This is a genomic window from Anaerospora sp., assembly GCF_032013335.1.
Classification (GTDB): domain Bacteria; phylum Bacillota; class Negativicutes; order Sporomusales; family DSM-15969; genus Anaerospora.
The window spans coordinates 119,874-145,472 of sequence record NZ_DALZUO010000001.1 but is presented as its reverse complement, the minus strand read 5'-3'; the positions used below and the strand labels follow the sequence as shown (position 1 = coordinate 145,472).

Below are 25,599 nucleotides of genomic sequence, written 5' to 3'. Positions count from 1 at the left end.
ATATAGTAATAAGATAGTCGTAATAGTAGTAGGGCCTGTCGATATGTGTAAAAGTGGATAAATCACTTGTCGAATGCTGGACGAGCCTGTTGATAACCTGTCAATAAGCATAGTAGTAGTTATACACATATTAACAGGATATTTTGGGTATAAAGTTATACACAGTTGGTTGACAAGTTTCAAGGGTAGTTATTAACAGCTTTATGCACCGTTGTTTTCGATGCGCTTAATTAATTCCTTGATGGTATTGCTTAATTTGGCATCTTCATTTCGTTCTTTGGCAATTTTGTCATGAGCATGAATAACGGTGGTGTGATCACGGCCTCCAAAGACTTCACCGATGCGAGGGAGTGAGGATTCTGTCATCTCGCGGCATAAATACATGGCAATTTGTCGTGGATAGGCAACATTGCGGGTTCTCTTTTTTGCGAGAAGCTCATCCATTTTTAATTTAAAGTAGGAGCATACAACTTCTTGAACCGTTTCAAGGGTAATTTGGCGGGGTTTGCCATTGGGGAAAATGTCTTTTAATGCTTCTGTTGCTAAATTCATATCAATGGGCATGTTGTTAAGAGAGGCATAGGCCATAACTCTGATTAATGCGCCTTCTAATTCACGAATGTTATTATCGATACGGCTGGCAATATAAACCATCACATCATTGGGGACATTTAATTGCTCAACCATTGCTTTTTTTCGTAGAATTGCAATTCTTGTTTCCAGGTCAGGAGGTTTAACGTCGGTAATTAAGCCCCACTCAAAGCGGGAGCGCAGCCGGTCTTCCAATGTTTGAATTTCCTTCGGTGGACGGTCACTAGAAATAATAATTTGCTTATTTGCCTCATGGAGGGTATTGAAGGTATGGAAGAATTCTTCCTGAGTTCGTTCTTTTTTTGTTAAGAATTGGATGTCATCCACCAGTAATACATCAATATTACGGTATTTTTGACGGAAACTTTCTGGATTTCCATCGCGGATGGCATTAATAAGGTCGTTTGTAAATTTCTCACTGGAAATATATAAAACTTTTAAATGAGGATGAGTCTGCACAATCCGGTGACCAATGGCATGCATAAGATGGGTTTTACCAAGACCAACGCCGCCATACAAAAAGAAGGGATTATAAACTTTGGCTGGCACTTCGGCTACCGCCAAGGAAGCTGCGTGAGCAAAGCGGTTAGAGTTGCCGATAACAAAGCTTTCAAAGGTATATTTGGGGTTAAGAATTGTGGAGAACTCTTCATTATTGGTAACTGGCTTTAAGTGATTGGCCGTATTTGGGGTAATGATGGCGGAAGAGTCATTAATAATGTCAGATTCGGTGTCATAAGGAGCAGGTTCCGCTTTAACGGGCATAGGAGCAGGCGGAATAAACTCCTGCTTAATGTCAGGAGCATTATCAACAGCATCAGGGATATTCAAATTGACTACTACAACTACAACCTGTTTGTTCAAAATGGAGAAAAGAGCATTCTGAATAAGCGGGGCATAGGTTTTTTCAATCCATGTTTTTACAAACTCTTTAGGAACACCAATTTCCATTGTCGTTTCCGTCAGCGACAATGGCATAATAGAAGACTTGATCCAAGTCTCCCATAAGCTATGGTTGATTTCTTTTTGTGTTAAATGTAAAACCTGTTCCCAAACGGCTGCTAAATGAGAAGTTTTCATCCGTCATCCCTTTCCATGGAGGTCATTATTTATAAAAAGTTGCAATAACAAGAAAACATAAGTTATCCACATTGTTATTAACAGGTGTGCATAACTTTGATCTTAATTGAGGTGTTTAGGCGAAAAAAAAATACAACAGTGAGGCGGAAGTACCGCACACTTGTATTCTCCAGACCTCTTAATTATGTAGAATTGTGGATAAGTCTGTGTATAACAATTGATTTTTGTGGATATCCTTTGCATTACCTGTAAATAACATTGAGGTTATTATCGTATCTGTGGATATGTCGGTACTTTTTATATTAACAAATGTACTCCAAGTTATCAACAGATATTTTCGAAATATGACAGATTACCAACAGGAACAGACAAAATTATCCACAAGGGCAAGCCTCAATTTTCTTGACACTCTACGGCATCTCGTCTATAATTTTAGTAGTTAAAATGAAAATCTCATTAAGATGGGAAAATACGCGTTTTACCCGCAAGGAGGTGTAAATAGATGAAACGTACTTATCAACCGAATAATCTTTGGAAAAAAAGAACCCATGGTTTCCGTGAACGCATGAAAACTATAGGTGGCCGCCTGGTCCTTAAAAAAAGACGTGCCAGAGGCAGAAAAAAACTGTCCGCATAGTAGGCCGCCCGGTGTGGCCTATTTTTTCCATTTGGCGCAAGAAGTTCTTGCTATCTTATAGGGCAGGATGATTGTTGCATGTACAAATTTTCGAAACAAAGTGTGTTACGAAAGAATAGAAATTTTCAAACTGTCTACCGGTCTGGTAAATCGTATGCTAATCGGCTGGCAGTACTTTATGTGCTGTCGCAGCCTAAAAATACTGCTGGCCGTCGGCGTGCAGGTTTCGTTGCCGGTAAGAAGCTCGGCGGCGCAGTAGTGCGCAACCGGGTTAAGCGACTAATGAAAGAAGTTTATCGTCATAATCAGGATCAGCTTGCTGAAGGAGTTGATCTGGTTTTTGTTGGCCGGCAGGGAATGGTAGCCGCCAATTACCAGGCGGCGCATAAAGCGTTGCTTGATTTGTTTGGCAAGGCGCGTGTACTCAGTAAGTAGAGGAAGACATATGATTAAAAAGTGTATTCTAATAATGATCGTTTTTTATCGTAAGTTTATTTCTCCTCTCAAACCACCGTCCTGCCGCTTTGTTCCTACTTGTTCCGAGTATGCATTATTGGCAGTGGAAAAGCACGGGGCCGCCAGGGGAACTGTACTGGCAATCAAGAGGATTCTCCGTTGCCATCCTTTTCATCCCGGAGGTTATGACCCTGTTTAATATAGTAAGTTGTCTCTACCTTTAAGAGGAGTGATATTTTTTGGATTTTTTAAGCGGAATAATGCAGTCGGCCTTGACCTTTTTTTATGGGTTAACTAAGTCGGTCGGTGTGCCAAGCTATGGTATTGCCATAATTCTTTTGACTATTGCGATAAAGATGATTCTCTATCCGCTAACAGTAAAACAAGTTAAGTCTATGAAGGCGATGCAGGATCTGCAGCCTAAAATGAAAGAGATGCAGGAGAAATACAAAGGTAATCCTGAAAAGCTGCAAAAAGAAATGGCTGCACTTTATAAGGATGCTGGCGTTAATCCACTCTCAGGCTGTTTGCCGCTTATCGTTCAAATGCCTTTCTTAATTGCTATATTTTTTGCTATTCGTGACTTTCATTATGAAGAACAGTTTCAAAGCTTCTTGTGGATGTCAAATTTAGCTCAACCTGATCCGACGTACATATTACCTGTCCTGTCTGCTGCAACTACCTATGTGCAACAGAAACAAACTATGACCGATAACTCGCAGCAGAATAAAATGATGATGATTTTTATGCCGCTGTTTATTGGCTATATTAGTTTGACTTTCCCAGGTGGATTAGTATTGTACTGGGTTATTTCAAACTTATTCCAAATTGCCCAACAGTGGTGGATGTACCGTAAACCGGCTGAAACTGTAGGGGAGGCTCGCTAAATCCATGAATGTCGTGGAAAAATCAGCAAAATCGATTGATGAAGCGGTAGAGCAGGCATTAAAGGAATTAGGATTAAAACCGGAACAGGTTGATGTAGAAGTTTTAGAACAGCCTGCTAAAGCATTATTTGGTTTTATCGGTGGCCGTCAGGCTAAGGTGCGTGTTACTGCCAGAAAAATTGATCCGGTAGAAGTAGCCAATGATTTTTTAAAGCAAATTTTTACTACCATGAAGATTTCTGTCTCAGTAGAAAAAATAACTACTGATGATCATGTGCTGTTCAATTTGCGCGGTAATGATTTGGGCGTGCTGATTGGCAAACATGGACAGACGCTGGACGCTCTTCAGTATTTGGTTAATTTAGCAGCAAACCGGGACTCTTTGGAAAGGGTTCGCGTTTTGCTTGATGTTGAGGATTATCGTAAACGTCGTGCTGATACATTAACTCAATTGGCTCTCCGTTTAGCTGATAAGGTAAAACGGCGGGGTGAAAAAGTAATTCTTGAGCCCATGAGCTCTCATGAGCGTAAGATCATTCACATGGCTTTGCAAAATGATCAACGCATCGCTACTTTTAGTGAAGGGGAAGATCCTTTCCGTAAAGTTGTTATTGCGTTAAAAAGATGATTTCTGCGCATGCTAAAGACTAGAATAGTCTGATAGTAAAACCCAGTAATGAAAATTACTGGGTTTTTGATCTTACCAAATAAAGTTTGTGGGAATGTATAAATGAGGTGGTCAAATGTTTCAGGATGATACGATCAGTGCAGTAGCAACTGCTATCGGTGAAGGTGGTATCGGGATTATTCGCTTAAGTGGCCCTGAGTCAGTAGCTATTGCGGATAAATTGTTTCTTGGCAGTAATGGCTTAAAAGCCACCATGGTAGACAGCCACCGTATTTATTATGGATCTATTATCGATCCTGATGCAGGGTTTACAGTTGATGAAGTACTATTGCTTGTCATGAAAGCTCCCCGGTCATATACAAGAGAAGATGTTGTGGAAATTCACTGTCATGGTGGACCGGTACCTCTTAGAAAAATACTGGAGCTTACTCTTAAGCTTGGGGCTCGCCTGGCTGAGCCGGGTGAATTTACCAAAAGAGCGTTTTTAAATGGCCGTCTCGATTTGACACAAGCGGAAGCTGTTATTGATATCATTAGGGCAAAAACAGATGCTTCCTTAAAGTTGGCAGTGAATCATTTATCAGGTCAGTTATCAGAGGTAATTCACACTATTCGTGATTCTGCCTTGGAAATGATTGCTCATCTGGAAGCGGCAATTGATTTTCCGGAAGATGACATTGAAGAGGTTACTTCACAGCAGGTAGATGATCAGATTATTCCGCTGTTAGCTAAGCTTGACCATTTGCTGGCGACAGCTCAAACAGGACGAATTTTACGAGAAGGCCTGCAAACGGTTATTATCGGCAAACCTAATGTGGGCAAGTCTAGTCTGTTAAATGCACTGCTTCGTGAGAAAAGAGCGATCGTCACCGATATCCCTGGTACTACCCGTGATATTATTGAAGAGTATGTGAATATCCGGGGCATCCCGCTCAAAATTGTTGATACTGCCGGTATCCGCGAAACAGAAGATATCGTAGAACAGCTGGGAGTTCAGCGAGCCCGTGAGTTTGTTGATAAAGCAGATCTTATTTTGCTGCTGCTCGATAGCTCGTCTCCTTTGTCGGAAGAGGATAAACAGGTATTGGAACTGCTTGCCGGCCGTCAAGCATTGGTATTAATCAATAAAACTGATTTACCACAAAAACTGGATATGTCTGCAATTTTGCAGTATAGTAAGGAATATCAGTTGTTGCGTATATCTGTTCAGGACGGCTCAGGTATGGATGCGCTGGAAGAGGCTATTGTTGAGCGTGTATACAGTGGACAAGTAACCCAGAGTGAAGGGGCTTATGTCACGAATGTCCGGCACGTCGCTTTATTGAGGCAAGCATATCAGCACCTGGAAGAAGCAAGAAGTACAATTGCTATGAATATGCCGCCAGATTGTATCGTGGTTGATTTACGGGCTGCCTGGGAAAAACTCGGTGAAATTACTGGTGATACGGCAGGGGAAGATTTGCTTGATCAAATATTTTCCCGCTTTTGTATTGGCAAGTAACTGAATATGTTCATGAATGTAGGTGGATGTCATGTTTACTGTAGATACGTATGATGTTATTGTTGTGGGCGCTGGTCATTCCGGCTGTGAGGCTGCATTGGCACCAGCCCGCATGGGTTGTAAGACACTCTTGATTACGCTGAATATGGACAATATTGCTTTAATGCCTTGCAATCCTGCTGTCGGAGGACCGGCTAAAGGTCATTTGGTACGTGAGATTGATGCATTAGGCGGGCAGATGGGGATTAACACCGATCAGACCTGTATACAAGTACGGATGCTGAATACGGGTAAGGGACCAGCTGTTCATGCCTTACGGGCACAGGCAGATAAATGGTTCTATCAGCATTTAATGAAAGAAACGCTGGAAAACCAGGATAATTTGGATGTTAAGCAATTAATGGTCGAGAAAATTCTGGTTGAGGATAATTGTGTTATCGGGATTGCAACGGAACTGGGCGAAATATATCGCTGCAAGAGTGTTATTTTGGCAACGGGAACTTATTTACGGGGTAAAATTATTATCGGTGAGGCTGTATATACCGGAGGCCCTAATGGACAAAGGGCTGCTGAAAAATTATCAGAGTCACTCAAAGAGCTGGGGATAACCTTAATGCGGTTTAAGACAGGTACTCCTGCCCGCGTTGACCAGCGTACAGTCGATTTTACCAAAATGAGTATTCAACCAGGTGATAAGGAAGTCCACAATTTTTCTTTTATGTCTGAAATTGCTACAAGGGAACAGATTCCCTGCTGGCTTACTTATACGAATGAAGACACTCATGAGATTATCAGGGCTAATTTGCACAGGGCGCCAATGTATACTGGAATTATTGAAGGTACCGGTCCTCGCTATTGCCCGTCAATCGAAGATAAAGTCGTTCGTTTTGCCGATAAAAAGAATCATCAGCTCTTTATTGAGCCTGAAGGTCGGCATACAAATGAAATGTACGTACAAGGCATGTCTACCAGCCTTCCTATTGATGTACAATATGCGTTTCTCAGAACCATACCAGGGCTGGAGAATGTAAAAATTATGCGACCTGGTTATGCGATTGAATATGATTGCATTGATCCGACTCAATTGAAGTCAACACTGGAATTTAAGGCTGTTAAGGGATTGTTTTCTGCAGGCCAGGCCAACGGGACTTCCGGGTATGAAGAAGCAGCTGCTCAGGGACTGGTAGCTGGTATTAATGCTGCTTTAGTTGTAGCTGATAGAGAGCCGTTTGTATTATCACGTGCAGATGCGTATATTGGCGTGCTAATTGATGACCTTGTTACGAAGGGCACGACTGAACCTTATCGTATCATGACTTCCCGTGCTGAATACAGGTTAATTCTCAGGCAGGATAATGCTGATCTGCGTCTTACGGAAATGGGCCGCAATGTTGGGCTGGTCAATGATGAAAGATATCAGTGTTTTAGTGACAAGAAGAAAGCTATTGATGAAACACTTGTTTATTTAAAAGAAAAAATGATTACACCCACAGTTGAGAATCAGAGCAAATTATCGGAACTGGGTTCGTCTGAACTCAGGACTGGAATGAATTTATATGATTTACTGCGACGTACCGAGCTATCTTATGACTTGCTGCAGAGTAAGTTTGAAATGCCCGATTTACCGGCAGCTGTAAAAGAACAGATTGAAATTGTTATTAAGTATGAAGGTTATATAAAAAAACAAATTGATCAAGTAGACCGGGCGCAAAAACTGGAGACGAAGCTGCTGCCTGAAGATATTGATTATATGCAGATTCAGGGACTTGCACTGGAAGCACGTCAAAAGCTCACTAAGATTAAGCCCCGTTCTATCGGTCAGGCCGGTCGTATTTCAGGTGTATCACCGGCAGACGTATCGATACTAATGATTTTTCTTGAGCAGCACCGGCGAAAGGAGAACAGCTAGTGTTCACTCCATATTTACGTCAGGCAGCCATTGATTATGGCATCGAATTGAGTGAAGAGCAATTGAGTGCTTTTAACCGGTATTACCAGCTTTTAGTCGAGTGGAATGAAAAAATGAATTTAACAGCTATTACTGAACCTCAGGAAGTTGCGGTTAAGCATATGATTGATTCTTTATCTTGCTATGACACCGCTTTTTTTGCTCAGAATGCTAAGATGGTGGATGTAGGTACAGGTGCCGGATTCCCAGGCATCCCGCTAAAGATTTTTCGCCCTGATTTGCAGCTTACCCTAGTTGACTCTTTAAATAAACGGTTAACGTTTTTGCAGTGTGTGATAGCAGAGTTAGGCTTAACTGATGTAACTGTTGTACATGCACGGGCAGAAGAGGGAGCTCGTAAAAGAGAACTGCGTGATAAGTTTGATGTGGCTTTGTCACGTGCTGTAGCAAGACTAAACGTATTGAGTGAGTTATGTTTGCCTTTTGTTGCTCCTGGCGGCTGCTTTATTGCTTTAAAAGGGGCGCAATATGAAGAAGAAGTAAAAGAAGCTCAACAGGCAATTCGTGTATTAGGCGGCAAATTAATCAAGACCCAGCCGGTCAAACTGCCTGGTCTTGATGATAAAAGGGCAGTGATTTATATTCGTAAAGAGAAACCTACACCTGGCGTATATCCCCGTAAGCCGGGAACTCCAGAAAAAAAGCCGCTTTAATTAGAGGAAATTCCCAATTTTATGCCGAATAGGAAGATAGATTGTGGTAAGGCGGTGTTCTCATGAAAAAATTAGCCCGGTTTCTGGGTTTGGGGAATGAGAAAATGGAACAGGACAAGCCGGTGTTAACGCATTTAGAACATATAGCCGAGACAGCTGCTGTTATTGAGAGTTGCGTAGAAAATGCGGTAGAAATTCAAACTGTTGCCATCGAAACAATTGTTCCTAATCCATTTCAGCCTCGAAAGATATTTAATGATGAAGCGTTGCAAGAACTATCCAGTTCAATACGGGAGTATGGAATTATTCAGCCTTTGCTTGTCCGGCGTACTGATGCTGGATTTGAGCTGATTGCCGGAGAACGTCGTTTGCGGGCTTCTAAGCTTGCCGGATTAACGGAAGTACCGGTTATTATTCGCGTTTTGGATGATAAGGAAATGGCTGAACTAGCCATGATCGAGAATCTTCAGCGCGAAGATTTGCATTTTTTAGAGGAAGCATTGGGTTATCAAACCTTATTGTTTAATTTTGGCTTAACGCAGGATGAATTAGCTCGCCGGCTGGGAAAAAGTCAGTCTACTATAGCGAATAAGCTTCGTCTATTGAAACTTCCCGGTGATGTACAAACGATTCTCGTTGATGATAATCTGACTGAGCGTCATGCCCGTTCATTGCTTAAAATTGAAGATCCTGCTATGCAAATGGAGATTTTAAACAGCGTCCGGCAAAAAGGAATGAATGTAAGGGAAACGGAGAATTACATTGAGGAAGTTCTTGAAGACATTTCCCGGGAAATGGCAAAAAAGAATGCTCCTAAGCAAAATGTTATTAAAATTATCCGTGATGCTCGCATTTTTATTAATACAATTAATAAAGTGGTAACTGATATAAAGAAAACAGGTTTAAATGTAATGGTTAAACAAGATCAGGATGATGATTATGTTACCATTAATCTCAGGATACCAAAACGAAAATGATCATAAATAAGAGGCACGCTGCATAAAAGCAACGTGCCTCTTTACTGTATCAGAGCTTATAAGTTTTAAGAGGATAGGAAGCATGAAGCTTTATAGTTGGTCAGTCAGTGCCACTACTGTTTGAATATCATTTAATGGCATGATATGAACACCATGAGCTATATTTTTGGTGCCTCTGACCAGCTCGGCTGCTATCTCAAGTCCGGCTGCTTTTCCACCTGCTGCCATACGGTCCATAATTGTCTGAGGAATAGTAATTCCTGGGACCTTTTCGTGGAGATAAAGCGCCATTTTGTGGCTCTTAAGCGGTAAAATGCCCATCAAAACGTAAATTGGCAGGTCTTTTACTTTCTCCATAAATCGCTTGGCTATTTCCAGGTCATATACTGGCTGTGTTTGAACGAAGCGGGCACCTGCAGCTATTTTTGCTGATAACTTTTCCAGTTCTTTATCTAAATCATCGGCTCCGGGATTGACTGCGGTGCCGATAAAGAAAGAAGTACCTTTCCCTAGTTCATTTCCCATAGTATCGCGCCCGTTATTTAGCTTTGCCGATAATTCAATTAATCCCGTTGAATCAGTTTCAAAAACAGCTTTTGCCTGGGGATGATCTCCTTGCTGAGGATGATCTCCTGTGAGCGCTAGTATATTATGAACCCCAAGAGCGGCAGCTCCCAGTAATTCTGCTTGCAATCCAATGATATTGCGGTCACGGCAGGTAAGATGAAAGATTGTCTCTAAACCCACATCAGCCTGAATCACATGGGATAGGGCAATGGGACTCATACGCAGATTAGCCATAGGGCAGTCTGCAATATTGACAGCATCGATACGGCTCTTGAGCTGCTGTGCTTCTGAAATAGTTTTTGACGCATCAGCACTTTTAGGAGGATCTAACTCTACCGTTAAGGTAAATTGGCCATTAGCGAGCTTGGTTTGTAATGTACTCATATGGTCGTTTCCTCCATTAATTGTTTGGCAATATTGACTGCAGCGACTCCGTCAGATGCATAGGTATCGGCACCGGCTCTGTCTGCATATTCCTGTGTGAGGACAGCACCGCCAACGATTGTTTTTACTGAGAGTCCGGCATTCTTTAATGCTATTATTGTTGCATCAATTTGTGGCATCGTTGTCGTCATTAATGCACAAAGGCCTACAATATGAGCTTGATGGCTGTAAACCGCTTCAACAATTGTCGCTGTATCTACGTCTTTGCCAAGATCAATAACGGTAAAACCATTATTCTCTAATAGAGCGGCAACGATATTTTTACCAAGATCATGAATATCACCCTTGACTGTTGCCAGTACTACTTTTCCGCGGCTGGTGGTACTGTGAGAGGGAAGGATTTCTTTAATGGTGAGAAACGCTGACCGCATTGTTTCGGCAGCCAACATAACCTGCGGCAGGTAGCAGTGGCCTGCTCCATAGGCAGCGCCAATGTTGTTCATCGCTGCAGTTAAGCCGTTATCAGTAATATCAAGTGCTGTATGACCATCATTCAGAGCTTGGCGTACCAGCGGAATGACAGCTTCTTTCTCGCCGTCTTCAACAGCAATGCGTATTTGGTCAAGCAGACTGCCTGTTCGGTCTGCGGCTCTAGCTGGAGCACTCGGCGGTGCTGCCCCATAAACGGTACTATAGTATTTGCCGTTTTTATCATGACCTAAGAGGGGCTGTGAAGATGCTATTATATCCTGCATTAATGGGTCATAAGGATTTAAAATCGGTGCATCAAGACCTGCAGCCAGGCTCATAGCGCAGAAGGTGGCATTCATCAGATCACGGCGGGGCAGGCCGAAGGAGATATTGCTTAAGCCCATTACGGCCGGATAACCAAAGTGCTGACGATATTGCCGGAGGGTGTCCAGTGTTTCCAGAGCTGCTTGTTTCTCTGCTGCCACAGTGAGAACTAATGCATCCAGCAGCAGGTCATTGGGCCGTAATCCGGCGGCAAAGGCAGCGTCTACGATCGTGTGAATGACATCAACCCTCTCTTGGGCAGTTTGTGGCACTCCTCCGGGGGCTATCGGCAAGCATAGTACGGCTGCACCGTATTTTTTCGCTAAGGGTAAAAAGCTTTCCAGTCTTTCCGGTTCTGCACTTACTGAATTGATTAAGGCTCTTCCGGGATAAGCTTTTAAACCTGCTTCTAATGCCTCCGGATCAGTCGTATCGATTGCTAATGGTACATCTACCAGCATAGATAATTCCCGTATAGCCTGAGTCATAGCAGCTGCCTGGTCAATACCGGGGACACCCATATTTACGTCAAGTATTTTCGCGCCTGCCCGAACCTGGCCGAGAGCTTCTTTCTTTACTGCGATAAACTGGCCTTCCTTTATATCTGCAGCCAATGCTTTTCGCCCGGTAGGATTAATCCTTTCGCCAATGATGGCAGTAGGAAAGGAGGGTCCGAGAAAGACTGTTTTGCTGCGGCTGGTTAAAGCTGTATATGCCGGTACTTGACGATGCGGCACCAGATTTTGGTCGAAATGATCTACTACGTTTCGAATCTCCTTAATATGATCAGGTGTTGTACCGCAACAACCACCAATGTAAGAAACACCTGCAGAAAGCAATTTAGGTATCCACTCGGCCATTTGCGCAGCACTCATCGGAAATACAGTCTGACCATTGATTAGTTCCGGCATACCGGCGTTGGCCTGAATACTGATAGGCAAGCTGGTTGCTTTGGCGAGGCTTTCTGCAATTGGCAGCAGTTGAGCCGGACCAAGCGAGCAATTAGCGCCGATAACAGAGGCACCCATTGCCTCAAGAATGATAGCTGCCGTCTGTGGGTCTGTTCCTGTGACTGTCCGGCCATCTGCTCCGTAGGAGAGCTGACAAATAACAGGCTTAGTTGTGGCTGCTTTAGCAGCTAATAAAGCTGCACGCATCTCCTGGATATCAATTACTGTTTCTATCAGGATATAATCAACACCCGCTTCAGCGAGAGCACAAATTTGCTCATAGAAAACATCGTAGGCTTCATCAAAGCCTAAATTGCCGATTGGTGTAATAAATTTACCTGTTGGTCCTACAGAGCCGGCAATCTTAGTTTGTGGGCCGCAAGCCTGGCGTGCAGCATTAACAGCGCATTTATTGAGCTCTGCCACTTTATTGCTCAAACCATAGTGCTGAAGTTTGATACGGTTGGCACCGAATGTATTTGTTTCAATGATCGTAGCACCGCTGGCAATGTACTGCTGATGGATTGCGGTAATGATATGAGGCTGTTCAATATTATACAATTCCGGACAATAGCCAAGTGGTAACCCTGCTTGCTGCAGCATGGTACCCATAGCACCGTCAAATACATGAATCATAGTAGGTTAGGCTCCTTTCTTTATAAAAAGGGATTGTTTTTATTTGTATGTAAGAGACTGTTATTTTGTTTTCTTGCTGTGGCAATCGACTTGGCTACAATTTGCACATGTGTTCTTGATCTCTGAATCTGCAGCTGTAACCATAGTAGATGAGCGGGGAATAAAACCAATGACGGCGGATACTGATTTTCTAGGTGACATCATAGACGTTTCAGTTACTGTAATACCGATTTGTTCGGCTCCGGCAAGTTTAATGATTGCGGTCTGAGCTGTGATGTCCCAGTTGCCATAGCCAGGGCTGAAGCGCCAGGTGGTTTTATACCCAAGACGGGCTGCCTGCTGGTCAATTAACTCATTCAGTTGATCAGCTACCATTTCGACAGCAGTAGTAGCTGCTGCATCCAGTAGTAATGCCGAGGTGTATTCACCTTTTTCAAAATGACCGGTTATTGCTTGCTCTAATTGCTTGCCGATTGTTACAGCTAATATAGCTACTTTTTCAGCACCAGCAAGATGTTTTTTGATAACTTCACCGGTGAGTTTTAATGGTTCAAGGGCTGCAATGAGTGCCTGCTCTGATTGGTAGGGGTATATCTCATAAATCCCCGCAGGTTTTGCCAGGCTTTGTACCTCTAAGCAAGCTTCACTTATTAGTTTAGTCGGGAAATCCTCACTTCGTGCCAGTCCGGCATAACGGCGAGTTTCCTTTTCATCAACTTTTTGTAATGTGGCATTATAAACCGGCACTGATTTCCCTCCTTATAATACATAAGCCCCCAATCCGTAAGGAAAGGGGGCAATACCTTTCCTCTCATCTTTCAGGAATACTTTCCTGCTGGATTTGGCACCACTGCATTGCTGCCGGTTGCCGGGTGTCATCGGGCCAGTCCCTCGACCTCTCTGGATAAGAGATATTAGTATGTAGTTATCGTAATGGAATTACTATATCGTATTAGACGAGAAGTTGTCAACTAAAGGTTAATATTTATCGTTATGTTAACCATAATGATAAATATTAACCTGTTTCATTTTATTATTATTATGTTAATAAGAATAAAGTTTTGTCGGGCAATGGCTTTTCTGGTATTAAGATGTATTTTTTGCAGGAGAAAGATGGTTTTATGTGGAAGTTCAGCAAGACTTACATTAGATGAGGTGAATTATTTTGGTTAAAGTGATCGCCATTGCCAATCAGAAGGGAGGCGTTGGTAAAACAACAACTTCTGTTAATCTGAGCGCCTGTTTGGCCGCGCTTGGCAAAAAGGTACTGCTTGTTGATATAGATCCGCAAGGAAATTCTACGAGTGGCCTGGGAGTAAACAAATCAACTATTAAGCGGTGTGTATATGATGCTTTGGTTAATGATGTGCCAATCGAGTCGCTAACGCTGCAAACAGAAGTCCCCAATTTATCATTATTGCCTGCTACTATTCAGCTAGCAGGTGCAGAAATCGAATTAGTATCCATTATGTCCCGTGAAACAAAAGTAAAGCGTGCACTAGATAAAATTAAGTACAATTATGATTTTGTGATTATTGATTGCCCTCCTTCATTAGGTCTTTTAACGATTAACTCTTTAACTGCTGCCAATTCTGTTCTTGTCCCTATTCAGTGCGAGTTCTATGCGCTGGAAGGATTAACACAATTGATGAATACCATACAGCTCGTTCAAAAAAACTTAAATCCTTCTCTTACCTTGGAAGGGGTAGTTCTTACAATGTTTGATGCCAGAACAAACCTCTCTATTCAGGTTGTAGATGAAGTGAAAAATCATTTTCGTAATAAGGTATATCAAACAATTATTCCCCGTAATGTCCGCTTAAGTGAAGCGCCCAGCCATGGTCAGCCTGTTATGATTTATGATCCAAAATCCAAAGGGGCAGAAGTTTATTTTGATTTAGCTAGAGAGGTGATTGGTGATGAGTAAACGTGGATTAGGTCGTGGCTTAGACGCTCTTATACAAACCGCGTCAACAACCAATAGCGAACAACTTGGACCAACTACAGATATTCCTGTAACGATTATTACACCTAATAAATTTCAGCCTAGACGAGTATTTGATTCAGAGGCTTTAGCGGATTTAGCACAATCAATTAAGCAATATGGTGTTGTTCAACCAATAGTTGTGCGTAAGACGCTCAATGGTTATGAGTTGGTTGCAGGCGAGCGGCGCTGGCGGGCATCACAATTAGCAGGTTTAAAAACCATTCCCGCTGTTATTAGAGAGTATACTGATGCAGAAATGACGGAAATTGCATTAATTGAGAATCTGCAGCGGGAAGATTTAAATCCGATTGAGGAAGCTTTTGCTTATAAAAAGCTGATGGAAGAATTCGGACTTACGCAAGAAGAAGTAGCTCGTAAGATTGGTCGTAGTCGATCTCACATCGCGAATATGGTCCGATTGCTTAATTTAACGCTTGTTGTACAAGAACATGTTTCACGTGGAACATTATCGATGGGACAAGCAAGACCAATTTTATCATTAGAAAGTGAAGAATTACAGATTGAAGCTGCAGATATTATTATCGAAGAAGATCTGTCTGCCCGTGATGCAGAGGAGTTAGTGAAACGTTTAGCTACAACACCGCGAGTAAGAAAACAGGTGCAACCTGAGAAAAGAGAATTTTTTCTAGTTGAAGCTGAGGATCGTCTCAAAATGATTCTCGGGACGCAGGTGAAAATTAAACCAGGCAAAATTAAAAGCAAAATAGAAATTGAATTTTATTCTGGAGATGATTTAGAACGAATCATTGAGACTCTTGGCGCGCCACAGGCGGAAGCGGCAGCTAGTAAGCTTCAAGGACCTTTAGTTGTGTAATGTTTCACGTGAAACAAAAAAACATAGCAATAGGTGATTGCAATGGATAATGCTTTTCGTGTAGAAAAAGACCTCATCGGTGAACGGAACGTTCCAGCTGAAGCCTACTATGGCATACACACAGTGAGAGCAGTAGAAAATTTCTCGATGAGCGGATTTCCGGTAGACTTAACACTTATCAAGGCTATTGCATTAATTAAAAAGGCCGCTGCTATGACTAATAGTGAATTAGGATGGTTAGAACCTGCAATTGGCAATGCAATTATCAAAGCAGCTGAAGAAGTAATAGATGGACGGTGGAATGAACAATTTGTCGTGGATGCCTTACAAGGGGGAGCAGGAACTTCGACCAATATGAATGTCAATGAAGTACTCGCTAACCGGGCAATCGAGTTATTAGGCGGCAATCGCGGTGAATATGGCCTGGTACATCCGCTTAATCATGTTAACCTCCATCAGTCAACAAACGATGTTTATCCGACAGCACTTAGAATAGCAGCAATATGGCTGTTGCAACCGTTAAGTGAAGCCTGTGCAGCTTTACAGCAGCAATTACAAGAAAAAGAGGCGCAGTTTGCTGCGGTTGTTAAGGTTGGTCGAACTCAGCTGCAAGATGCAGTTCCTATATTGCTCGGTCAGGAGTTTAGTGCTTTTGCTCAGGCAATTTCTCGTGACCGGTGGCGGCTATATAAAGTGGAAGAGCGACTCCGCCAGACCAATTTAGGTGGTACTGCAGTGGGGACAGGATTAAATGCGGATCGAAAATACATTTATATGGTCAATGAACGGGTACGCGGTTTAGCGAAACTTGGCCTAGCCAGAGCAGAGAATATGGTCGACATAACGCAAAATGCCGATGTTTTTGTTGAAGTATCGGGATTAATAAAAACTCTTGCAGTTAATTTAAATAAAATAGCAAATGATTTGCGCTTATTATCATCCGGACCGATAGCCGGTTTAGGAGAAATATGCCTGCCTGAAAGACAGGCTGGTTCTTCCTTAATGCCGGGAAAAGTAAATCCGGTTATTCCAGAAGCGGTGAATCAAATTGCTTATCATGTAATTGCTGGTGATGCTGCGATTACAATGGCAGCGCAGGGTGGCCAGTTAGAATTAAATGCTTTTTTACCGCTGATAGCTCACCATTTGTTAGGCAATATTCAAATGCTGAATCGCTGCGTCATAGCGTTTGGGGATCTGTGTATCTGTGGTATAGAAGCTAATGAAGAGCGGTGTAAGCAGCTGCTGGATAAAAGCTTAGCAGCTGCAGCAGCCCTGGTTCCTTATGTCGGGTATGACCGGGCAACACAAGCTGCCCGTTATGCTCATCATAAAAAAATGGCGATTGATCAGGCAGCTATGGAATTAGGGATAGTCACAAGTGAAGAATGCAAAGTGATTTTTGATATACAAAGAATGACTCAGCCTCTTCAGCGTGCAAAAATATAAGATTAGATCGATAATGGAGAAGTGAGGAATATAGCATGCAAGATACACCGAAAGGATCGAGACTGCATATTGCTATTTTTGGCCGCCGTAATGCCGGAAAGTCCAGTCTAATTAATGCTTTAACGAATCAGGATATTGCACTTGTATCAGATGTACCGGGGACTACGACTGATCCTGTATATAAGGCAATGGAGATCTTACCACTGGGACCGGTTATGATGATTGATACAGCCGGTATTGATGATGTTGGTGATTTGGGAGCACTTAGGGTCGAACGAACAATGCAGGTATTGAATAAGGCTGATCTGGCGGTTATTGTGCTTGACCCTGGCGAGGGAGTAACTGAGTTTGAAATTAGCCTGAAGGAAAATATTGATAAGCGTAATATTCCAGCCTTAGCAGTAGTGAATAAAATCGATATACTGAAGCCTGATAAAGAGGTTGTGGCAGTTTGGGAAAAAGAATTAGACCTAAGAATTCATCTGTTGAGCGCTCAAACTAAGCTAGGAATAGAGGAATTAAAACGGCTGCTAATAGAAAAGGCTCCTGCTGACTGGGAAGGAACGCCGGTTATTGGAGACCTGCTGAATGGCGGAGATACGGTTGTTCTTGTTGTTCCTATTGATACAGCTGCACCAAAAGGCAGGCTGATCCTGCCTCAAGTTCAAACGATTCGCGATATATTAGATCATGATGCCTCATGTATTGTGGTAAAAGAAAGAGAATTAAAAGATGCCTTGGCGAATTTGCGCCAGCCTCCCCGGATGGTGGTGACGGATTCGCAAGAATTTCTAAAGGTAGCTGCCGATACGCCTGATGACGTATTGTTAACCTCCTTCTCTATTCTTATGGCACGCCATAAGGGTGACTTAGAAACACTCGTAGCAGGTGCAAAGGCTATTGATACGCTGCAGCCGGGTGATAAAGTGCTAATAGCAGAGGGCTGTACGCATCACCGGCAGGCTGATGATATTGGCAAAGTGAAAATCCCTCGCTGGCTCAGGCAGGCAGTAGGTGGAGATCTACAGTTTGACTGGGTCTCAGGTATGCAGTTTCCACAAGATATCAGTCAATACAGTCTGATTGTTCATTGCGGATCATGTATGCTTAACCGGCGGGAAATGCTGTATCGCCTGGCAGTTGCCAGGGAACAGCAAGTGCCAATTGTTAATTATGGAGTATTAATTGCTAAAATCCATGGTATTTTATATCGAACCCTCGGACCTTTTCCGCTAGCGCAAATGATATTGGATGAGTAGTACTGGTTGGAGAAAGATGATAGTGATATGTAGCATAGGCAGCAAATGAACTTGTTAGCAGCCAGAGGAGGGTTGAATGAAAGGGACGATAGCAAATGTAGTATCAATTTTGGCTGGTTCAGTCGTGGGATTATTAATAAAAAGCGGTATCCCGGAAAAAAGTCAAAATACGATTATGCAGGGCCTAGGAATGGCAACTTTTATTATTGGAGTACAAATGGCAATAAAATCGCAAAATATCTTGATTGTCATTTTGAGTATTGTAAGTGGGGCCCTTGTAGGAGAAACCCTGAAAATTGATGAAAGATTGCAGTGCCTTGGTGACTGGATGACAAAAAAAGTTGGCAGTCGCTATGGAAATGTAGGTGAAGGTTTTATTACAGCTAGTCTGATTTATTGCGTCGGTGCAATGGCTATTGTTGGTGCCATCCAGGATGGTCTTACTGGTGATGCTTCCACTTTATATGCTAAATCGATACTGGATGGGGTTTTGTCAATTGTTCTTACATCCAGTATGGGAATTGGCGTTGCGCTTTCCAGCTTCTCCATTTTAGTCTATCAGGGTGGGATTACATTGTTGGCGGGACAAATCAGCAGTGTATTTTCTGAAGCTGTTGTTAGAGAGATGACGGCAGTAGGCGGAGTACTGATTTTAGGAATTGCAATGATTATAATGGACGTAAAAAAAATCAATGTTGCTAATTTACTACCTGCTATTCCCTTAGCAGCAGTTATTACAATATTATGGGCATAAGTTTAGCTCGCTAGGAAGGATGTTTTGAAGCGTGGATTTTACACAAATAAATAATTTTATTATGGTTAACTTGCAATATGTACTGCTTGGAATGACCGCTATTATATTTGCAGCATTATTGATTTTTATTAACATAAACTTGAAACTGTCTCGAATGAACCGCCGTTATCAAAAACTCATGCAGGGAGTTGAAGGTGCAAACCTCGAGCGTTTACTGCATGCTCACATTGAAGAAGTAAGGGAGGTTGTAACAAAAGTAAACAACTTATCCCATCAATGCAAAGAACTTGACATAATATGTAATAATTCAATTCAAAAAGTTGGTGTTGTCCGCTTTAATGCTTTTGAAGATACAGGCAGTGATCTAAGTTTTGCTATTGCTCTCCTTGATGGCCACCGAAATGGACTGGTTCTCTCAAGCTTATTTGGAAGAAGTGAATCACGCATATATACAAAACCGATAGTGAATGGGCAATCTACCTATTTACTGACAACAGAGGAAAAGGAAGCAATTGCTAAAGCCATTAGTGCACAAGACAGCAAATAAAAAAACAATACAAGCAGGCAGGAAAATCATACCATAGGGCGAATCTATAACTAGATATATATGAGCGTCGCATTTTGTAATATGGTGGTGGTTCGGTGACTGTAACAGGATCAAAAGCGAAAAAACCTGAACGTCGTGAATATACGCTAATGGTAGTTCCTCATCGGGGACAGGCAGTATACAGTATACGTGTACCCATGCTCTTGCTGAAATATGCTGGGATAGCACTGGCAATAGTGATTGTTTGTCTTTCCGGAGTATTTTTGCATTATCGGTATGAAGTTCATGTGGCACAGAGTGATAAAGTTGAATTGGATAAGCTGCGGCAGGTAAACGGAGTACAAGTACAGCAGATAGAACAACTGGCAAAAGCAACAGCCGCATTACAGGAAGATATGAACCGCTTAAATACCTTAGATGGAGAGCTGAGACGCATGGTTAACAGTGATGATGCTGCTCAAACCTCCCGTTCCGGTGTGGTCCGGCCATCTTCCGGCCAAGGCGGTAAAGGCGGACCAGTGGTAAAGCCACAGCCTGACCAATTGCTTTTGCTCGTGAAAGAGTTACAGGAAAGCGCTAAAGTACGTGAACAAAGCCTGTTGAATTTGAAAGATGCAATTAATGATAAAAATTCCCGGTTGGCAGCGACACCTTCTATTTGGCCGGCGAGTGGTGAAGTAACTTCCCGGTTTGGCTGGAGAGGTTCTCCCTGGGGGGGCGGAAGTGACTGGCATCCTGGTATTGATATTGCTGATGACTATGGTACTCCGATTTACGCAACTGCTGATGGAATAGTAGTTTTCAGCGGCTGGTATGCGGGCTATGGAAAACTGGTGCAAATTGACCATGGTAATGGGATTCACACCTTGTATGGACATAATTCGGAAAACTTGGTTGAGGTTGGACAGTCTATTAAAAAAGGAACGCATATTGCCAGAATGGGAAGCACAGGTTACAGTACTGGTACCCATGTCCACTATGAAGTTCGGGTTAATGATAATGCTGTAAATCCAGCCAATTTTTTGTAGCAAGGAAGGGGAATTTTACATGTTTGGTACAAAAAGAGTCACAGTAAATTCCGGCGATCATGTAGGTACGTTAATTGGGCAGGGTACGCAGCTTAAAGGAAGTATTACCGCTACTGGTGCGCTGAGAATAGATGGAGAAGTGGAAGGGGATATTGTAACTTCCAGTGAAATTGTTATCGGAGAAACGGGTAATGTAAAAGCCCAAATAAAGGCCAAAAACGCCACAATCGGCGGAACTGTTACCGGTAATATGGAAATAAGCGAAAGACTGGAATTGCTTGCTTCTGCTAAACTGATAGGGGATATTAAAGCAGGTACGCTTATTATCGGTGAAGGGGCAATCTTTAAAGGCGCATGTGAAATGCGCTCCGTTGACGAAAAGAAAGGTAAAGAAAGTAAAAATTAGGCTGAGCAAAAACTTAACAGTTATGAAAATTAGCACCGATGTAAACACTACAATGTAGATGAATACAGGAGGTGCTTTTATTATGCGTCTAGTTTCCATTGAAACTGGTCTCGATGATATCAAAGCACATTTAAACACTTGCGGCTGCGAAGTAATTGATATGGCCGACTGTGTCCGTCCTGTACAGGCAGTAATTTTTTCCGGCCTGGTTGCATCGTCTGCGACAAGCAGCCGTTTAGCAGGGAGCACCGTTCTGGTGAATGCTGCCGGCAAAACTCCGCAGCAAGTGGCAGATACCTTAAATGAGCAGCTTTGCTAAACAGATGAGAAGGTGAGGTGCAAAGATGAATGGTTTGATTGCTGTAGAAAAGAATTTATCCCGGTTAGCTGATTTTCTGGAGAATGAGGGATATGAAGTCATTGATCTGGATGAGAGTAGTCTGGATACGGTAGATGCTGTAGTAGTTAGTGGTGCAGATAATAATTTAATGAATATCGAGACAGCATTGACAGATGTGCCGGTAATTGATGCGACAGGTAAAAGTGCTGCTGATATTTTAGCTGAACTGCAGAAACTGTAACAGCAAAGAAAAGAGGGGGATTCCGGCTAACACCGGAATCCCCCTCTTTTAGTAATAAGATTGACAAGAGTACAAAGTAATTAATGGCGAACTGAGCTTAATCCAAAAGACAGGCCGTGTGCAATGGTATCAGCCATTTTAACAACTAGATTAAGGCGAGTACTTTGCAGTACCATATGCTCCATAAAACCGCCGACATTCACAATACCCGTAATATACGCATCACCGACCGATGGAAGATCCTTATTGACGGCAGCTCCGGGCTTTACTGGTCCATAACCCAACGAGACATAGCCGACGCTTTCGAGTTTTCCGAGGCAGGCATCAACAGCAATTATAAAAGGGCTATTATAGTTTAACTGAATATAACTAATCATAGTAGCCAAGTTAGTGGCATGAACAGGATCATCAAGAGTCCCAAAAATGTGAGGATGCTGGTTGAGCGTTTTTAACTTGCTGCCGGTTAACGGACCTAAAGAATCACCTGTTGAACGATCGGTACCAATGCAAAGAATAACAATATCTTTGCTTTCAGCAGCAGCCTGGCGGGTAATGTCCCGAACGGAATTAGCAATATCATACATGGTGGTAGGCTGGTGAACGCTAAACTTTTGCTCGTTTTTCACAGGCGAAGTTTTAGGGAAATTAAATATAGTAGTGAGCATTAGTGAAACTCCTTGCTGTATTTTATTACCAGTATTAACGGTTTACCCTGTTGCTATACAAAGTCCACAAATAAGATCAAATAAATTGCAGGAATGGAATAAATTTTTTTACAGTCATTCACTCCTTACGGACAAAGATATTTTGTATACAGAAAAACAATTCAAAACATTGTTAACAGTATGCAATGTCAACATGTAGACAAATTATTACCCTTAACAGCCGAATTATTTGAGAAAGTTAACACATTTGATTAGCAAAATCAGCTGATTTTGCAAGCAACTAAATGCATAAATATTCACATGTAAAATAGTAATGCAGGTATCCAATGCTGTATTTGAAGGATTTATCAGAATAAACTTAATAAATAAATGCATATTGACACATTGGATCAACCTTCTTATAATGAAGTAAGCAGTTACATATTTACGTAGAAATGTTGCGTAGGTATACTGTGAAAAAACAAATATCCAGTGGGAGTGTGCCTAGGGTTCCGCGCAAAGGCGGGCTGGACCGAGCGGCACTAGACGTGCCAGCACGTTACACCGTGGGAAGAAAAAGCCCTAGCGGAAAGTCCCGGATTTGTCCGGAGCTTCCCCCTAGGGCTTTTATTATTTTAAAAATTATGTAGGCAGGAGAGGTGAGAACTGTGTGCAGGATAGGTGCGATTAAAAGCAAACACTACTTTCATCCGTCGCAGGCCCTAAAGCTGATGATTCCGCAGCAGGAGGGACATGACAATTCGGGTTTCGCCATGGTAATTCAGGATTTAGGTGGCGTTTTTGCCGATTATAAGGATAAACCGTTAATGTCACTGGCTTGTACGCAAAAAGGCGCAAATCTGGTAGAAAACTATATGGAAACTCGCGGCTTTATTGCAATATACGAGTGGGTACCTAACATGAACAAGGTACCGGGCCTAGATATTCAGGCTATGCCACATTATATTTTTAAGGTATATGATTACCCTGAATATTTTAAGAAAGCAAGCAAAGAAGCAAAAGAAGATTTGCTGACCGAAACCCGTTTAGCTGTAAGAGCATTGCTGGAAAAGGATGATCAAGGATATGTTTATTCATTTTGGCCTGATGTTCTTACATTAAAAGAGATTGGTGATCCTCGCGATATTGCCACTTATTTCCGGTTGTGGGATGATTCGGGAGATATGGTTGCCAAGAATATCGTCGTACAGTGCCGTCAGAATACAAATTATGATATTGTCAGATATGCGGCGCATCCATTCTTTATTCAAGGATACACACTGTGTGCGAATGGCGAAAATACGTTTTACACTAAAAATAAAGAATATCAGCGATCTTTGAATAAAGGATATATTGGTTTTGAATCCGATTCCCAAAATTTCCTTTATACATTGCATTATGTACTTAGGACACTGAAGTGGCCTATTAAATACTATAAGCATGTTATTACGCCCTTATCCTTTCAGGAAATTGACTCTCGCCCTGATAAAGCAGTATTGCATTTAATTCGTCAGACTTTGGGCCATTTGGAGATCAATGGACCTAATACGATTATTGGCATGCTGCCTGATGGGAGTATGATCTCGTGTTGCGACTCTAAGAAACTGCGCCCCGTTATTATTGGGGGCGACGGAGATACGATGGCGATCTCTTCGGAAGTATGCGGGCTTAATACGATTCTACCGCATCGCAACCGTGATTTGGATATCTATCCAAACGAACGAGAAGTGGTTATGATTACGCCTGAAATGGAGGTGCAACGATGGAAACAGTAAAAATACAAGACATAACATGCAATGATTTGCCTTGGAAAATTGAGTATCGTCCTGAACGCTGTACGATGTGCGGCAGCTGCGTTGCTGCCTGTACCTTTCAGGCAATTGAAGCTGTTATGGAGAGACGCTCTGTTACTGTTTCAACCGGTCATCAGCCTGAACCCTCGCAGCGGCACACGGCAAGTCCGGTGATTAAACAAAAGAAATCATTAGCTAATGCTTGTGTTGGTTGTGGAATGTGTGAGAAAGTATGCCCTAATCAGGCTATTAATCCTGTTAGAAACCAGGACACACGCTTTAATCTGCTTGCCCGTAGCGGTGGTTCGCCGATTAAACGCGGCGGCCGCACTAATGTTATGGCGGACCGAGTCCTGGATAAAATTGTTGTTGGCCGCATTTCCCAAATGACCGACCCTTCTTTGGATGCAGAACGGCACAGCTTTGATATTTTAGCTCCCTTTGGGCGTGTTCTACTGCCGCAGGAGCTGCCGTTCTCAATTCAGGACGGGAACTTGGAGATTAATGCTAAAACACCACCGGTAAGCTGGATTTATCCGCTGATTTTTAGTGATATGTCAGTTGGGGCTTTGTCAACCCGGGCGTGGGAAGCAGTATGTCTGGCAACTGCTTATTTAAATGAAAAGCATAATTTACCGGTGAGGATGTCCTCCGGTGAAGGCGGCATGCCTGTTAAATTATTAAAATCAAAGTATTTGAAGTACACCATTATCCAGATCGCATCGGGACATTTTGGCTGGAACCGGATTATAAAGGCAATGCCCCATATGGTTACCGATCCTGCAGGTATCCTAATTAAAATCGGGCAGGGAGCAAAACCGGGGGATGGCGGCTTGCTGCCTGCTGCAAAAGTAGCAGAACATATTCAGGCTATCAGAGGTGTTCCGAAAGCCGATCTGCTGTCACCTCCTAATCATCAGGGGCTTTATTCAATTGAAGAATCAGTACAAAAGATGCACATGTCACTCAATGCGGCATTCAAATTTCGTGTGCCTGTAGCGATTAAATGTGCTGCTTCAGCAACGTCTGTCTCGGTTTACAATAATCTACTGAGGGATCCCTACTATATTTGCGGTGGATTTTTTATCGATGGAATTCAAGGGGGAACAGGCGCAGCAAACGAAGTCTCCCTTGATCATACTGGTCATCCGATCGTATCCAAGACCCGTGAATGCTATCTGGCAGCTGTTAAGCAAGGCCGTCAGGGCCAAATTCCTTTGTGGGCAGGCGGCGGTGTAGGACTGACCGGCAATGCTGCTGCCGATGCTTTTAAATTGATCTGTTTAGGAGCAAACGGCGTATTCATTGGAAAAATTCTTGCGCAGCTCATGGGTTGCATTGCGAATGAACAAGGACGCTGCAATGCGTGTAATACCGGCCTTTGCCCGACAGGTATCTGTACACAGGATCCGCGGCTGGTTAAACGGCTGGATATTGATAAGGCCGCTCAGAGCATCGTAGAATATACGCTGGCCTTTGATCAGGAATTACGTAAATTAATGGCCCCTATCGGCAACAGTTCACTTCCGGTAGGCCGGTCAGATGCCTTAGTAAGTACAGATAAGGCAGTGGCAGATAAGTTGGCTATTCAATATTCATGTTAGG

The 25,599-nt window shown here is 42.6% G+C and carries 26 protein-coding genes and 1 riboswitch; of the genes, 21 read left to right on the top strand and 5 right to left on the bottom strand.

Going from position 1 to position 25,599, the window contains the following annotated elements; genetic code table 11:
* Nucleotides 1-201: 201 nt before the first annotated feature.
* Entirely contained in the window at nt 202-1,671 is a 1,470-nt protein-coding gene (gene dnaA, locus RTR76_RS00710; protein ID WP_312515419.1) for a chromosomal replication initiator protein DnaA, read from the bottom strand.
* Nucleotides 1,672-2,173: 502 nt separating this feature from the next.
* Here dnaA and rpmH point away from each other — a divergent pair.
* The 9 genes from rpmH to noc all read left to right on the top strand — a co-directional run bounded on the left by rpmH (nt 2,174) and on the right by noc (nt 9,379).
* The gene (gene rpmH / locus RTR76_RS00705; protein ID WP_312515416.1) at nt 2,174-2,308 is read left to right on the top strand and encodes a 50S ribosomal protein L34; all 135 of its coding nucleotides are present in this window, start codon (nt 2,174-2,176) and stop codon (nt 2,306-2,308) included.
* Between the two features lie 78 nt (nt 2,309-2,386).
* Entirely contained in the window at nt 2,387-2,743 is a 357-nt protein-coding gene (gene rnpA, locus RTR76_RS00700) for a ribonuclease P protein component (protein WP_312515413.1), read from the top strand.
* Nucleotides 2,744-2,753: 10 nt separating this feature from the next.
* Nucleotides 2,754-2,963: a membrane protein insertion efficiency factor YidD gene (yidD, locus tag RTR76_RS00695; RefSeq protein ID WP_396144025.1), complete on the top strand. Its 210-nt coding sequence runs from the start codon at nt 2,754-2,756 to the stop codon at nt 2,961-2,963.
* A 61-nt stretch (nt 2,964-3,024) separates the two neighbouring features.
* Nucleotides 3,025-3,651 (top strand): YidC/Oxa1 family membrane protein insertase, encoded by a 627-nt coding sequence (locus RTR76_RS00690; protein WP_312516152.1) that lies wholly within the window; start codon nt 3,025-3,027, stop codon nt 3,649-3,651.
* A 4-nt stretch (nt 3,652-3,655) separates the two neighbouring features.
* Nucleotides 3,656-4,279 (top strand): RNA-binding cell elongation regulator Jag/EloR, encoded by a 624-nt coding sequence (jag, locus tag RTR76_RS00685; protein ID WP_312515410.1) that lies wholly within the window; start codon nt 3,656-3,658, stop codon nt 4,277-4,279.
* Nucleotides 4,280-4,394: 115 nt separating this feature from the next.
* On the top strand, nt 4,395-5,780 hold the full coding sequence (mnmE, locus tag RTR76_RS00680) for a tRNA uridine-5-carboxymethylaminomethyl(34) synthesis GTPase MnmE (RefSeq protein WP_312515407.1): 1,386 nt from the start codon (nt 4,395-4,397) through the stop codon (nt 5,778-5,780).
* A 31-nt stretch (nt 5,781-5,811) separates the two neighbouring features.
* Complete coding sequence (gene mnmG, locus RTR76_RS00675) at nt 5,812-7,689, top strand: tRNA uridine-5-carboxymethylaminomethyl(34) synthesis enzyme MnmG (RefSeq protein ID WP_312515404.1); 1,878 nt, start codon at nt 5,812-5,814, stop codon at nt 7,687-7,689.
* Entirely contained in the window at nt 7,689-8,402 is a 714-nt protein-coding gene (rsmG, locus tag RTR76_RS00670) for a 16S rRNA (guanine(527)-N(7))-methyltransferase RsmG (RefSeq protein WP_312515401.1), read from the top strand. Before mnmG ends, rsmG begins: the two co-directional genes overlap by 1 nt.
* A gap of 62 nt (nt 8,403-8,464) precedes the next feature.
* Complete coding sequence (gene noc / locus RTR76_RS00665) at nt 8,465-9,379, top strand: nucleoid occlusion protein (protein ID WP_312515398.1); 915 nt, start codon at nt 8,465-8,467, stop codon at nt 9,377-9,379.
* Nucleotides 9,380-9,469: 90 nt separating this feature from the next.
* On the opposite strand, the gene RTR76_RS00660 is transcribed toward noc, so the two are convergent.
* Genes RTR76_RS00660 through RTR76_RS00650 form a run of 3 tightly spaced genes read right to left on the bottom strand, consistent with a single transcriptional unit; the run spans nt 9,470 to nt 13,458 of the window.
* On the bottom strand, nt 9,470-10,330 hold the full coding sequence (locus RTR76_RS00660) for a methylenetetrahydrofolate reductase (RefSeq protein ID WP_312515396.1): 861 nt from the start codon (nt 10,328-10,330) through the stop codon (nt 9,470-9,472).
* Nucleotides 10,327-12,711: a homocysteine S-methyltransferase family protein gene (locus tag RTR76_RS00655; protein ID WP_312515393.1), complete on the bottom strand. Its 2,385-nt coding sequence runs from the start codon at nt 12,709-12,711 to the stop codon at nt 10,327-10,329. Before RTR76_RS00655 ends, RTR76_RS00660 begins: the two co-directional genes overlap by 4 nt.
* Nucleotides 12,712-12,771: 60 nt before the next feature.
* Nucleotides 12,772-13,458 (bottom strand): vitamin B12 dependent-methionine synthase activation domain-containing protein, encoded by a 687-nt coding sequence (locus RTR76_RS00650; protein ID WP_312515390.1) that lies wholly within the window; start codon nt 13,456-13,458, stop codon nt 12,772-12,774.
* Nucleotides 13,459-13,519: 61 nt separating this feature from the next.
* A riboswitch (SAM riboswitch) is annotated at nt 13,520-13,622 on the bottom strand.
* Nucleotides 13,623-13,876: 254 nt separating this feature from the next.
* On the opposite strand from RTR76_RS00650, the gene RTR76_RS00645 reads away from it, so the two are divergent.
* From RTR76_RS00645 to RTR76_RS00600, 10 genes are all read left to right on the top strand, one after another.
* Nucleotides 13,877-14,638, top strand: coding sequence for an AAA family ATPase (locus RTR76_RS00645; protein WP_312515386.1), 762 nt, complete (start codon nt 13,877-13,879; stop codon nt 14,636-14,638).
* Entirely contained in the window at nt 14,631-15,533 is a 903-nt protein-coding gene (locus tag RTR76_RS00640; RefSeq protein ID WP_312515383.1) for a ParB/RepB/Spo0J family partition protein, read from the top strand. The genes RTR76_RS00645 and RTR76_RS00640 overlap by 8 nt, the downstream gene beginning before the upstream one ends.
* A gap of 42 nt (nt 15,534-15,575) precedes the next feature.
* Entirely contained in the window at nt 15,576-16,982 is a 1,407-nt protein-coding gene (locus RTR76_RS00635) for an aspartate ammonia-lyase (protein WP_312515380.1), read from the top strand.
* 35 nt (nt 16,983-17,017) lie between these two features.
* Nucleotides 17,018-18,241 (top strand): [FeFe] hydrogenase H-cluster maturation GTPase HydF, encoded by a 1,224-nt coding sequence (hydF, locus tag RTR76_RS00630; protein ID WP_312515377.1) that lies wholly within the window; start codon nt 17,018-17,020, stop codon nt 18,239-18,241.
* Between the two features lie 76 nt (nt 18,242-18,317).
* Nucleotides 18,318-18,995 (top strand): DUF554 domain-containing protein, encoded by a 678-nt coding sequence (locus RTR76_RS00625; RefSeq protein WP_312515374.1) that lies wholly within the window; start codon nt 18,318-18,320, stop codon nt 18,993-18,995.
* 31 nt (nt 18,996-19,026) lie between these two features.
* Nucleotides 19,027-19,542 carry a DUF4446 family protein gene (locus RTR76_RS00620; RefSeq protein WP_312515371.1) on the top strand — a complete coding sequence of 172 codons (516 nt, stop codon included), beginning with the start codon at nt 19,027-19,029 and terminating at the stop codon, nt 19,540-19,542.
* A 95-nt stretch (nt 19,543-19,637) separates the two neighbouring features.
* Nucleotides 19,638-20,570 (top strand): M23 family metallopeptidase, encoded by a 933-nt coding sequence (locus RTR76_RS00615; RefSeq protein WP_312515368.1) that lies wholly within the window; start codon nt 19,638-19,640, stop codon nt 20,568-20,570.
* Between the two features lie 19 nt (nt 20,571-20,589).
* Nucleotides 20,590-20,976: a polymer-forming cytoskeletal protein gene (locus RTR76_RS00610; RefSeq protein ID WP_312515365.1), complete on the top strand. Its 387-nt coding sequence runs from the start codon at nt 20,590-20,592 to the stop codon at nt 20,974-20,976.
* An 82-nt stretch (nt 20,977-21,058) separates the two neighbouring features.
* Nucleotides 21,059-21,295: a YkuS family protein gene (locus RTR76_RS00605; protein ID WP_312515362.1), complete on the top strand. Its 237-nt coding sequence runs from the start codon at nt 21,059-21,061 to the stop codon at nt 21,293-21,295.
* Nucleotides 21,296-21,320: 25 nt separating this feature from the next.
* Entirely contained in the window at nt 21,321-21,557 is a 237-nt protein-coding gene (locus RTR76_RS00600; protein ID WP_312515359.1) for a YkuS family protein, read from the top strand.
* An 80-nt stretch (nt 21,558-21,637) separates the two neighbouring features.
* Here the strand turns inward: RTR76_RS00600 and yyaC are convergent, their stop codons facing one another.
* Nucleotides 21,638-22,222, bottom strand: a complete 585-nt coding sequence (yyaC, locus tag RTR76_RS00595) for a spore protease YyaC (RefSeq protein WP_312515357.1) — start codon at nt 22,220-22,222, stop codon at nt 21,638-21,640.
* 647 nt (nt 22,223-22,869) lie between these two features.
* On the opposite strand from yyaC, the gene RTR76_RS00590 reads away from it, so the two are divergent.
* A complete protein-coding gene (locus RTR76_RS00590; protein ID WP_312515354.1) occupies nt 22,870-23,976 on the top strand; it encodes a glutamate synthase in 1,107 nt (368 codons plus the stop codon).
* Complete coding sequence (locus RTR76_RS00585; protein ID WP_312515351.1) at nt 23,964-25,598, top strand: glutamate synthase-related protein; 1,635 nt, start codon at nt 23,964-23,966, stop codon at nt 25,596-25,598. The genes RTR76_RS00590 and RTR76_RS00585 overlap by 13 nt, the downstream gene beginning before the upstream one ends.
* Nucleotide 25,599: the final 1 nt, after the last annotated feature.